This is a genomic window from Pseudomonas mosselii, assembly GCF_005796105.1.
Taxonomy (GTDB): domain Bacteria; phylum Pseudomonadota; class Gammaproteobacteria; order Pseudomonadales; family Pseudomonadaceae; genus Aquipseudomonas; species Aquipseudomonas mosselii_C.
This window is the reverse complement of record NZ_VAUO01000019.1, coordinates 38,550-49,949: the sequence shown is the minus strand read 5'-3', so window position 1 is coordinate 49,949 and position 11,400 is coordinate 38,550. Positions and strand designations below refer to the sequence as shown.

General features: G+C 65.6%; 11 protein-coding genes. 7 read left to right on the top strand and 4 right to left on the bottom strand.

Going from position 1 to position 11,400, the window contains the following annotated elements; translation table 11 throughout:
- Window positions 1-109 precede the first annotated feature (109 nt).
- The 3 genes from FEM01_RS22625 to FEM01_RS22615 form a co-directional block, all read right to left on the bottom strand.
- Window positions 110-1,351 (bottom strand): TIGR03862 family flavoprotein, encoded by a 1,242-nt coding sequence (locus tag FEM01_RS22625; protein ID WP_240791785.1) that lies wholly within the window; start codon window positions 1,349-1,351, stop codon window positions 110-112.
- Window positions 1,352-1,500: 149 nt separating this feature from the next.
- The gene (locus tag FEM01_RS22620) at window positions 1,501-2,415 is read right to left on the bottom strand and encodes a histone deacetylase family protein (protein WP_138221671.1); all 915 of its coding nucleotides are present in this window, start codon (window positions 2,413-2,415) and stop codon (window positions 1,501-1,503) included.
- 177 nt (window positions 2,416-2,592) lie between these two features.
- Window positions 2,593-3,279 (bottom strand): histidine phosphatase family protein, encoded by a 687-nt coding sequence (locus FEM01_RS22615; protein ID WP_138221670.1) that lies wholly within the window; start codon window positions 3,277-3,279, stop codon window positions 2,593-2,595.
- 184 nt (window positions 3,280-3,463) lie between these two features.
- Between FEM01_RS22615 and FEM01_RS22610 the strand changes: the two genes are divergently transcribed.
- The 6 genes from FEM01_RS22610 to FEM01_RS22585 all read left to right on the top strand — a co-directional run bounded on the left by FEM01_RS22610 (window position 3,464) and on the right by FEM01_RS22585 (window position 8,681).
- A complete protein-coding gene (locus FEM01_RS22610; RefSeq protein WP_138221669.1) occupies window positions 3,464-4,033 on the top strand; it encodes a GNAT family N-acetyltransferase in 570 nt (189 codons plus the stop codon).
- 87 nt (window positions 4,034-4,120) lie between these two features.
- Window positions 4,121-4,990 (top strand): acyl-CoA thioesterase II, encoded by an 870-nt coding sequence (gene tesB / locus FEM01_RS22605; protein ID WP_138221668.1) that lies wholly within the window; start codon window positions 4,121-4,123, stop codon window positions 4,988-4,990.
- The gene (locus FEM01_RS22600) at window positions 4,987-5,577 is read left to right on the top strand and encodes an HAD family hydrolase (protein ID WP_138221667.1); all 591 of its coding nucleotides are present in this window, start codon (window positions 4,987-4,989) and stop codon (window positions 5,575-5,577) included. Before tesB ends, FEM01_RS22600 begins: the two co-directional genes overlap by 4 nt.
- A gap of 175 nt (window positions 5,578-5,752) precedes the next feature.
- Window positions 5,753-6,865: an ABC transporter substrate-binding protein gene (locus FEM01_RS22595; RefSeq protein WP_138221666.1), complete on the top strand. Its 1,113-nt coding sequence runs from the start codon at window positions 5,753-5,755 to the stop codon at window positions 6,863-6,865.
- Window positions 6,862-7,923 carry a FecCD family ABC transporter permease gene (locus FEM01_RS22590; RefSeq protein ID WP_138221665.1) on the top strand — a complete coding sequence of 354 codons (1,062 nt, stop codon included), beginning with the start codon at window positions 6,862-6,864 and terminating at the stop codon, window positions 7,921-7,923. Before FEM01_RS22595 ends, FEM01_RS22590 begins: the two co-directional genes overlap by 4 nt.
- Complete coding sequence (locus FEM01_RS22585; RefSeq protein WP_138221664.1) at window positions 7,920-8,681, top strand: ABC transporter ATP-binding protein; 762 nt, start codon at window positions 7,920-7,922, stop codon at window positions 8,679-8,681. The genes FEM01_RS22590 and FEM01_RS22585 overlap by 4 nt, the downstream gene beginning before the upstream one ends.
- 400 nt (window positions 8,682-9,081) lie before the next feature.
- Here FEM01_RS22585 and FEM01_RS22580 read toward each other — a convergent pair whose 3' ends face one another.
- Window positions 9,082-9,780 carry a FadR/GntR family transcriptional regulator gene (locus FEM01_RS22580; protein ID WP_138221663.1) on the bottom strand — a complete coding sequence of 233 codons (699 nt, stop codon included), beginning with the start codon at window positions 9,778-9,780 and terminating at the stop codon, window positions 9,082-9,084.
- Window positions 9,781-10,037: 257 nt separating this feature from the next.
- Between FEM01_RS22580 and FEM01_RS22575 the strand changes: the two genes are divergently transcribed.
- Window positions 10,038-11,390, top strand: coding sequence for an MFS transporter (locus FEM01_RS22575; RefSeq protein ID WP_138221662.1), 1,353 nt, complete (start codon window positions 10,038-10,040; stop codon window positions 11,388-11,390).
- Window positions 11,391-11,400: the final 10 nt, after the last annotated feature.

Here is an 11,400-nt window from a genome sequence, read left to right as displayed (position 1 = left end):
TTGTGCCGCGAACACCGGCGCAGCCGGTGCCATCCACCGAGTCGCCTGCTTCGCGGTGTTCCGGCACTCCGGCAAGCCCGCTTCCACAGGGCTATGCAACGCCTGAATCCTAACGGGTGCGGGTCAGCCAGTCTGCCGCAGCTTGGCCAGCTTTCAAGCCGCTGGCAAAGCACGCCGTCAGCAGATAACCCCCGGTCGGCGCCTCCCAGTCGAGCATCTCGCCGGCGCAGAACACCCCCGGCATCCCGCGTAGCATCAACCCCTCGTCCAGCCCCTCGAAACACACCCCACCGGCACTGCTGATCGCCTCGTCCAACGGCCGTGCGCGCACCAGCTCGATTGGCAGGGCCTTGATCGCGGCCGCCAGGCGCGCAGGGTCGGCGAACGTCGCTGGGTCGGTCAATTCGCGCAGCAGCGCGGCCTTGACGCCGTCGAGGCCCAGTTGGCCTTGCAGGTGCTTGGCCATCGAGCGTGACCCCCGGGGCTTGGCCAGGGCTTGGACGATGTTGTCCACAGGCCGGTCAGGCAACAGGTCGAGCAGCAGGGTGGCGCGTGCGTCGCGGTTGATCGCCTCGCGCAGCGCCGCCGACCAGGCATACACCAAGCTGCCTTCCACGCCTTGGGTGGTAAGGATGAATTCACCCTTGCGCGGCGTAGCGCCGGGCACGCTCAGGGCAATGTTCTTCACTGGCGCGCCGGCAAACTTGTCCTTGAGCAGCGTGCTCCAACCTTGCACCTCGAAGCCACAGTTACTGGCCTGCAATGGCGAGATATCCACACCCTGCGTGCCCAGCAGTGGCACCCAGGCGCCGTCCGAGCCCAGGCGCGCCCAGCTGCCGCCGCCCAGGGCCAGGATCACGGCGCTGGCCGCGACGCGCTGTTCGCCCTGTGGATAAGTGATCCGCAAGGTCCCGTCGGCGTTCCAGCCCTGCCAGCGGTGACGGGTGTGGATAACCACGCCGGCCTCACGCAGGCGCTTGAGCCAGGCGCGCAACAGTGGCGCGGCCTTCATGTCGCGGGGGAATACCCGACCGGAGGTGCCGACGAAGGTTTCGATGCCCAGGCCGTGAATCCACTGGCGCAGGGCGTCGGCATCGAAGCCTTGCAACAGCGCGTGGATCTCGCCCTGGCGCTGGCCGTAGCGGGCCACGAACGCGGGGTAGGGCTCGGCGTGAGTGATGTTCATGCCGCCGACCCCGGCCAACAGAAACTTGCGGCCCACCGATGGCATGGCGTCGAATACCTCCACGGCCACCCCGCGCTGTGCCAGGGCCTCGGCTGCCATCAGACCGGCGGGGCCGCCACCGATCACGGCAACGGGAGGGCGAGCAGGGGAGCGGGAATCGGTCATGGTGGGCAGCAGGCTGTGGAAAAGGTCGCGCATTCTACCCCAGCGCAGCACCTGGAAACACTGTGCAAAAAATAACCAGGTTCTTGCAGGTCAGGCCGTTAAAGGGCTGGAGCGGCTTTCCCGCAGGTTATCCACAGGCGGTTCCACAGTCATTGTGCACAACCGAGCACCTTGGCGGCGCTGTGGTGCAGGATGCCGTGGCGCCGGGCCAGTGCCACGCGGTCCTTGCTGTAGCCGCCACCGATCACGCCGACCACCGGGATGTCCCGGCCCAGACATTGGCGCAGTACATGCTCGTCGCGGGCGGCCAGGCCCTCATCGGTCAGTTGCAGGTAGCCGAGAGCATCGTCCTTGTGTACATCGACGCCGGCGTCGTAAAGCACCAGGTCCGGCTGGTACAGCGGCAGCAGGTAGTTCAGCGCGTCTTCGACCACCTTGAGGTAGGCCGCGTCATGCATGCCGCGGGGCAGGGGGATGTCCCAGTCGCTCTGCGCCTTGCGCGCCGGGAAGTTCTGCTCGCAGTGCAGCGATACGGTGATCGCCTCCGGCGTGTCGTGCAGGATGCGTGCGGTGCCGTCGCCTTGGTGCACGTCGCAGTCGAAGATCAGTACCCGTTGCACCCGACCGGCTTCAAGCAGGTAGCGGCTGATCACCGCCAGGTCGTTGAAGATGCAGAAGCCGGCTGGGTGATCGTAATGGGCATGGTGGGTGCCGCCGGCCAGGTGACAGGCGATGCCATCGCGCAGTGCCATTTCTGCGCTCAGCAGCGAGCCGCCGACGGCGCGCACCGTGCGCCGGGCCAGCGCCTCGCTCCAGGGCAGGCCCAGCCGGCGCTGGTCCTCGCGGGACAGTTCGCCGTGCATGTAGCGCTCGATGTAGTCGCGGTCGTGGGCCAGGGCGAGAATGTCGTTGGGACAGATCTCGGGGCGCAGCAGCGCCGCGTCGGTGGTTAGCCCGCTGTCCACCAGGTAGTCGCGCAGCAGACGGAACTTGTCCATCGGGAAGCGGTGGTCGGGCGGGAACTCGGGGCTGTAGTCGTCGTGGTAGATCAGCGGCAGGGGCATGGCGAGGTCTTGGTGAGGGCCTGCGCCGATTATGCCAGCTGTGCTGGGCCTGTCTTCCCCTGTGGACGCGGCTTTAGCCACGAAGCAAGCGACGCGGTGGATGGAACCGGCTGCGCCGGTGTTCGCCGGGCAAGCCCGCTCCTGAAAGAGCCCGCTTAGTCAGTGGCATCGCTTGGATCATTGCGCGGTCGATGCCAGTACCCGTTGCCATTGCGGCTCGTTCATGCGCCCGAGGATGCGTGCCTTGCCGTTGCCGTCCACCGACACGAACAGCGCGCTGGCGTAGTCGCTGGCACGCTCGCCCCCCGGCACCCGCTGCTGGCGCTGGAAAAAGTCGATGCAGCCGTTGTGGGTCACCAGTACCAGATTGTGCCCAGGGCGTTTGTGCGCCAGGGCCTCGGTGGCGAACTGCGGATCACAGGTCTTCAGCCAGTCCTGGCTCGCTGCCTCCTGGCCGAGCAAGAAGTGCGCGGTCTGCCGGGTGCGCAGGCGTGGGCTGCTGAATACATCGGTTTCGGCCAGCCCCAGGCGCTGCAAGCCCAGGCCCACCCGTGCGGCGGCTTCGCTGCCTGCCACGGTGATGCCGCTCTTGTCGCCCAGGCACGGCCCGGGTGCGCTGTCGCAGCGTTCGGCATGCCGAATCATGACCAGCACGGCACCGTCCTTCCAGGCTTGTAGCAGGCCGCTTTTGCTCAACTGTTGTTCATTGCCAAGGTCCACGATGTGAGTCCTCGTCGCTAGCCAGACGGCCAACGCGGCCAGCACGATCAGCACGCCAAGGGCGACGCTGCGCATCCGGCGCGAAGTGCGGCGTCGCTGGGGGCGGGCCTGGCGGGCCAGGTTGTCCAGGGTGTTGGAAAACATGTGTCACTCCGATGGCAGTGCGGCGTCGACGTATGGCCGCTGTGTTTGCCGGCATTCTCGGCAGGTGCCCGTCGGAGGGCGGTGAAACCGATGTGAAAAAAGCATCAGCGCCTGACACGCGACGGTGAAATTTCCTTCATGGGCCTACGCTGTAGACTGGAAGACCGCCCATTCGGAGCCCGTGATGACCCCGATCCTCCACCTGGAAAGTGCGCGCCTGGTGCTGCGTCAGTGGCATGACGACGACCTGCGCGAGTTCGCCGCGCTGTGCGCCGACCCACAGGTGATGCGCTATTTCCCCGCGCCCATGACGCGCCTGGAGACTGCCGCGCTGATGGGCCGTATCCGCGGCCATTTCAATGAATTCGGCTACGGCCTGTGGGCCCTGGAGCGCAAGGACAGCGGGGCGTTCATCGGCATGACCGGGCTGCTCAAGGTCAACTTCGACGCACCCTTCGCACCGGCAGTGGAGATCGGCTGGCGCCTGGCCCGGCGCCACTGGGGGTTGGGTTTTGCCAGCGAGGCGGCGTGGACCTGCCTGCGTTGTGCGTTCGCCCAGTTGCGCTTGGAGGAGGTGGTGTCGTTCACCGCCGAAGGCAATTTGCCTTCGCAGAAGGTCATGCAGGCCATCGGCATGCAGCAGGATGTCGAGGGCAGCTTCGAGCACCCCAACCTAGCGCAAGGCCATCCCCTGCGCCGCCATGTGCTGTACCGCATCGACCGCCCACGCTGGGAAAGCACCCTGCGCGGATGACCGGTATGCCCCTGGACGGCGACGCTGACAAACCCTGTATCATCTGCCGGCATCACCGCGCGTATTGCCTTGCCAGGAGAAGCTTTCATGAGTCATGTGCTGGACGACCTCGTCGACCTGTTGAGCCTCGAACCGATTGAGGAAAACCTGTTCCGTGGCCGCAGCCAAGACCTGGGTTTCCGCCAGTTGTATGGCGGCCAGGTGCTTGGCCAGTCGCTGTCGGCGGCCAGCCAGACGGTCGAAGACGCCCGCCACGTACATTCGCTGCACGGCTACTTCCTGCGTCCGGGCGATGCGAGCATGCCGGTGGTCTACTCGGTGGACCGCGTGCGTGATGGCGGCAGTTTCAGCACCCGGCGCGTCACGGCGATCCAGAAAGGCCAGCCGATCTTCACTTGCAGCGCGTCGTTCCAGTACGACGAACAAGGCTACGAGCATCAGGTGCCGATGCCTGCGGTGGTGGGCCCGGAAAACCTGCCCAGCGAAGTGGAACTGGCGCGCGCGATGGCCGACAAGCTGCCCGAGCGCATCCGCGACAAGGTGCTGTGCGCCAAGCCCATCGAAATCCGCCCGGTGACCGAACGTGACCCGTTCGACCCCAAGCCGGGCGATCCGGTCAAGTACGTGTGGTTCCGCGCCGACGGCAACCTCGCGGACATTCCGGCGCTGCACAAGTACCTGCTGGCCTATGCCTCGGACTTCGGCCTGCTGACCACCTCGCTGCTGCCGCACGGCAAGTCGGTGTGGCAGAAGGACATGCAGGTCGCCAGCCTCGACCACGCGCTGTGGTTCCACCGCGACCTGCGCGCCGACGACTGGCTGCTGTATGCCACCGACAGCCCGTGGGCCGGCAACGCACGTGGTTTCTGCCGTGGCAGCATCTTCAATCGCGCCGGCCAGTTGGTCGCCTCGTCGACCCAGGAAGGGCTGATCCGCCACCGCAAGGACTGGGCATGAATCTGGCCGCAATACGTCATTGGGTGTTCGACATGGACGGCACCCTGACCGTGGCCGTGCATGATTTTGCCGCCATCCGCCGTGCGCTGGGGATCCCCGCCGAGGACGATATCCTCACCCATCTGGCGGCGTTGCCGGTGGATGAGGCGGCGGCCAAGCATGCGTGGCTGCTGGAGCATGAGCGCGACTTGGCGCTTGCCTCGCAGGCGGCCGTAGGGGCGGTGGAACTGGTGCGCGAACTGGCGGCGCGCGGTTGCCAACTGGCGATCCTGACGCGCAATGCCCGCGAGCTGGCGCACGTCACCCTGCAGGCCATCGGCCTGGCCGATTGCTTCGCGCAGGCGCAGGTCCTCGGGCGCGACGAAGCGGCGCCGAAACCGAACCCCGATGGGCTGTTGCAAATCGCCCAGGCGTGGGGGGTGAGCCCGAGTGACATGGTGATGGTCGGCGACTACCGCTTCGACCTCGACTGCGGGCGGGCTGCTGGTGCGCGTACCGTACTGGTGAACCTGCCGGACAACCCCTGGCCGGAGCTGACCGACTGGCATGCGGCCGATTGTCGGGCGCTCAGGGCGCTGCTCGGCTGAGGCCGACAGCGCGGCCTGGCGGTCGCATGGCGTTGCGCCGTGCGTGCGCGCGCAAGATGAAAGCTTGTAATGGTTTGTGCCCGGCGTGTGACATTTGCGCACACAGCCAGGGGAGGGCGGCTGACTAAAATGCCGCGGTCAAATGCGACCAATTCTCTTCCAGAGGATACCCCCCATGTTCACCATTACCCGATCCTGGCGGCGCTTGGCTGCCTTGCTGTTGTTGGGCGCCTGGCTGGGCTTCGCGCCAAGTGCTGGCGCCGTCGAAGTCACCGATGTGCTCGGGCGCAAGGTCGAGATGGACCACGCCCCGCAGCGCATCGTGCTCGGCGAGGGCCGGCTGTTCTTCGCCCTGGCGCTGCTCGACCGCGACAACCCGTTCCAGCGCGTGGTTGGCTGGCAGAACGACATGCGTCTGCTCGACCCACACACCTACTCGGTCTACGCCAAGCGTTATCCACAGGTCAGCCAGTTGCCGCTGATCGGCCAGGCCTCCGAGCAGAGCGTCAGCGCCGAGCAGATCCTGGCCCTCAAGCCGGACCTGGCGATCTTCAGCATCGCCGGTGAAGGCCCGACCCAGCACAGCCCGGTGGCCGACTTGCTGGCCAAGGCCGGGGTGCCGGTGTTGTTCATCGATTTCCGTGTGCACCCAATCGAAAACACCCGGGTGAGCATGCGCGCATTGGGCCAGTTGCTCGGGCGTGAGCAGCAGGCCGAGCAGTACCTGAGCCTGTATGACCAGCACCTCAAGCGCGTCACCGACCAGGTGGCAGGGCTGCCCGATAGCCAGCGGCCGAAGGTCTTCCTCGAACTGTTGGCGGGTGTCTGGCAGGCGCCGGGGCATACCACCGGCAAGAGCGGGTTGGGCAGTGTGGTGACGGCAGTGGGCGGGCATAACATTGGTGCCGACGTGGTGCCGGGGGCGTTGGGCGATGTGAGCGTGGAGTACGTACTCAAGGCCGATCCGGACGTGTACATCGCCACCGGCAACCGCGCACCGGGCGTGCTGTTGGGGGCTGGCGTGTCGCAGGACACTGCGCGCCAGAGCCTGGCGAAAATCACCGCGCGGCCAGAGTTCGCGCCGCTGCGGCCGATCCAGGCTGGCCAGGCCCATGGCCTGTGGCATGACTTCTACAATTCGCCGTTCAACATACTGGCCATCGAAGCCATGGCGCGCTGGGTACATCCTGAGCGCTTCAAGGACCTCGATCCGCAGGCGACCATGGTCCAGATCAACCAGATGCTCAACGTTGGCCTGGATGGCCAGTACTGGGTCGACGCCCAGTGACCGCCCTGGTTCAGGACGGCGCCGCCGTCGCTGCCTGGCGCTACCGGCGCCTGCTGTGGCGCCGTGCGCTGTTGGTCATGGGGCTGGCGGCGGCGTTGCTGCTGTCGGTGCTCGGCGACCTGGCCAGCGGTGCCTCGGGCATGGGGCTTGGCCAATTGCTGCATGGCGTGTTCGATCCCTCGGCGCTGAGTGCTACCGAGCGGGTGATCATCTGGAACGTGCGCCTGCCCTATGCGCTGATGGCGGTGCTGGTGGGCGCTGCGCTGGCCCTGGCTGGCGCCGAGATGCAGGCGATCCTCGACAATCCCCTTGCCAGCCCGTTCACCCTTGGGGTGTCGTCGGCGGCGGCGCTGGGCGCGTCGTTGGCCATCGCCTATCCGTTGGGTTTGGCGTGGCTGGCGCCAAGCGTGCAGGTGACGGTGATGGCGTTTGCGTTCGCCTGCCTGTCGGTGGTGCTGTTGCAGGCCATGGCGCGTTTGCGCGGGGCAGGTGTGGAAAGCCTGGTGTTGTTCGGCATCGCCCTGGTGTTCAGTTGCAACGCGGCAGTGTCGTTGTTGCAACTGCTGGCCACCGAGGATGTGCTGCAACAGTTGGTGTTCTGGACCTTGGGCAGCCTGGCCCGGGCAGATTGGAACAAGCTGACGATTCTGGCTTGCGTGCTGGCGTTGCTGTTGCCTTTCTCGCTGCGCGCTGCGCCGGCGATGACCTTGCTGCGCATGGGCGAGGAGCGGGCGCGCAGTTTTGGCGTGGACACCCGGCGCTTGCGCCTGGCTTCGCTGCTGCGTATCAGCCTGCTGTCGGCCACGGCGGTAGCGTTTGTCGGCACCATTGGCTTCGTCGGCCTGGTTGGTCCGCATATCGCGCGCCTGCTGGTGGGTGAGGACCAGCGCTTCCTGTTGCCGGCCAGCGCCTTGGTCGGCGCGTTGCTGCTGTCGTTGTCGTCGATTGCCAGCAAGTTGATCCTGCCTGGGGTGATCGTACCGGTGGGAATCGTCACCGCGTTGGTCGGCGTGCCGGTGTTCGTGGTGCTGGTGTTCCGTCGGGGGAGAAACCTGTGAGCCTGTTGATCGAGCGACTGTCGGTGGCCTATGGCAAGCGGCGGATCATTCATGAGGTGAGCCTGCCGAGCTTGCCGGCCGGCAGCCTGGTGGCGCTGGTGGGCCCCAACGGTGCTGGCAAGTCGACCTTGCTGCGTGCGTTGGCGGGGCTTGAGCGCATGCACGGCAGCGTGACCCTGGATGGCGAGGATGTCACCCGGCTGGGCTTTGCCGAGCGCTCCCGGCGCCTGGCCTACATGCCCCAGCAATTACCGCCGGGCCTTGCCCTCGGCGTGCTGGAAAGCATCATCGTCGGGCTGCGCGTGGCGGGTGTGGACAACCCCTTGGGTGTTGCCTTCGAGGCACTGCGGCGGCTGGGTATCGAGCACTTGGCCGAGCAGCCGTTGGGGAGCCTGTCGGGTGGGCAGCGCCAGTTGGTGGCATTGGCCCAGTTGCTGGCGCGTAATCCGCGGGTGCTGCTGCTGGACGAGCCCACCAGCGCGCTGGACCTGCACTATCAACTGCGGGTGATGGATGCCGTGCGCGAGCGTGCCTTGGCCCACCGGTTGCTGGCGGTGGCGGTCTTGCACGATATCAACCTGGCGGCCAGCCAAGCTGACTGGCTGGTGGTGCTGAGCAAGGGGAGGGTGGTCGCCAGTGGGGCGCCGGAGCAGGTGCTGGTGCCTGGGTTGCTGGCCGAGGTGTATGGCGTCGAGGCGCGGGTGGAGCGTTGTTCGCAGGGGCGTTTGCAAGTGCTGGTGGATCGGGCGTTGGCGTGACTGTCTGCTGGCAGTGCGGCCAGGGGATTTGCGTGTCTTTCACGAACGCCGGAGCCCTGTAGGAGATCACCCAGCCCTTTGGGCTGCGCTGTCGCGCAGAGAACTGATTTCGCAAGCGCTCCGCGTACCCTGTGGGAGCGGGCTTGCCGGAGTGCCGGACCACCGCGAAGCAGGCGACTCGGTGTATGGCACCGGCTTTGCCGGTGTTCGCGGGCAAGCCCGCTCCCACAGATTCCTTCTAAATCAAAAAGTTATGTGTAGTTCTATGAGAGCGGCCTTGTGTCGCGAAAGGGCCGCGCAGCGGCCCCCTCGATCTTGCATGACACACAAATCCTGGGGCCGCTTTGCGGCCCTTTCGCGACACAAGGCTGCTCCTACAGGGGGGCGTGTTGGCGGGGGCTCAGTCGGGTACCAAACGGTCGCGGCTGTTCGACAGGTGCAGGCAGATCGCTGCGCGGGCGGCATCCGGGTCCTGGCGACGGATGGCGTTGAGGATCGCCTCGTGCTCCAGGTTGGCCAGGTACGCCTGCCGGGCCAGCCTGGCGCCGCTGCGCTCGGCCAGGGCCAGGCGGTTGCGTGGGATCAGGCCGTTGCCGAGCTGGCCCATCATTTCACTGAAATACAGATTACCGGTGGCCTCTGCGATTAGCAGGTGAAAGCGCCGGTCGGCTTCGATGCAGCTGTCGCCTGCGGCGGCCAGGTCCTGATAGTCGTCCAATGCCTGGCGCATGCGTGCCAGGTGATCGTCGCTGCGACGTACCGCCGCCAGCGCAGCCGCCTGGCCTTCCAGGCCGATACGCAGCTCCAGCAACTCGCGCACGCTCGCCGCGTTTTCAGCACCCACCCTCAGCCCGGCCTGGGTCTGGCGTTCGATCACGAAAGTGCCGATGCCGTGGCGCGGCTCAACCAAACCCGAAGCCTGCAACTTGGACAGCGCCTCGCGGACCACGGTGCGACTCACGCCATGTTCGCGCACCAAGGTGTTTTCCGAGGGCAGGCGATCACCGGCCTGGAAGGTGCCCAACAAGATCTGCTGGGTCAGGCTGGAGACCAGATCGTGCGCGCGGCTGTGGCTGCGCTTGCGGGTAGGCTCGGTCATGCGGGTTCTCTGCGATTTGTACTTGTATGACAAGTTAGTTCATAAAAGTTTTTTTTGCCGGTTTTTTCCATGCGGCTAGATATGTTGGTCTGCTTGTTGTCGTGAATATCGCGTATTTTTAGCGTTTTATAAGCTTGTATTTTGTCTTTTAGCCGACATTTATGCTCTTGTCGTACAACTTCGGCAAGCCTATGCTCTGTCCCACTGCCCTGTCAGACAACCGACCCGCACAAAAACAATTAGTGGGAGATCCACCTGTGAACGACACCCTCGATCCGTCTACCCGGACCGACGGCGACGCGCTTGCCAGCGCGGTGGCCAAGGTCAAGCGGCATGTCCTGCCGCTGTTCGTCATCATGTTCATCGTCAACTACCTCGACCGCGTCAATATCGGCTTCGTGCGCCCGCACCTGGAAAGCGACCTGGGCATCAGCGCGGCCGCCTACGGTTTTGGCGCTGGCTTGTTCTTCATCGGTTACGCGCTGTTCGAAGTGCCCTCGAACATGCTCTTGCAGCGCGTCGGTGCGCGTCTGTGGCTGACCCGCATCATGTTCACCTGGGGCTTGGTGGCTACCGCCATGGCTTTCGTGCAGAACGAAACCCAGTTCTATGTGCTGCGCTTCCTGCTCGGCGTTGCTGAGGCCGGCTTCTTCCCCGGTGTGATCTACTACTTCACCCGCTGGCTGCCTGGTGCTGAGCGTGGCAAGGCAATCGCCATCTTCCTTAGCGGTTCGGCCGTGGCCTCGCTGATTTCCGGGCCGCTGGCCGGGGCGCTGATGCAGATCCAGGGCATGGGCCTGCACGGCTGGCAGTGGATGCTGTTCGTCGAAGGCATGGCCTCGGTGGTGCTGTGCTTCTTCGTGTTCTTCTGGCTCGACTCCAAGCCGCAGGACGCCAAGTGGCTGACCCAGGCCGAGCAGGACGCGCTGGTCGCGACCATCGACCGCGAACAGCGTGAGCGCGAAGCGGTGGGGGCGGTCAAAGTGTCGTCCTGGAGCCTGCTCAAGGACCGCCAGATCCTGCTGTTCTGCCTGATCTACTTCTGCATTCAACTGACCATCTACGCCGCCACCTTCTGGCTGCCGAGCATCATCAAGCGCATGGGCGACCTGAGCGACTTGCAGGTGGGCTTCTTCAACTCGATCCCGTGGCTGATCTCGATCATCGCCATGTATGCCTTCGCGGCCGGTTCGGCACGCTGGAAATTCCAGCAGGCCTGGGTGGCCGGTGCGCTGGTGGTCGCGGCGATCGGCATGTTCATGTCCACCACGGGCGGGCCGGTGTTCGCCTTCGTCGCCGTGTGCTTCGCTGCCATCGGCTTCAAGTCGGCCTCGTCGCTGTTCTGGCCGATTCCGCAGGGCTACCTGGATGCGCGCATCGCGGCTGCGGTGATTGCGTTGATCAACTCCATCGGCAACCTCGGCGGTTTCGTCGCCCCCACCACCTTCGGCTTGCTCGAACAGCAGACCGGTTCGATCCAGGGCGGCCTGTACGGCCTGGCAGTGACCTCGGTGCTGGCGGCAATCGCGGTGTTCTTCGTGCGCACCCGCCCCAAAAGCGCGCCTGCTTCCGACCTCAAGGCCACCTCGGCCTTGGGCCAGACCCACTGATGACTGCGAG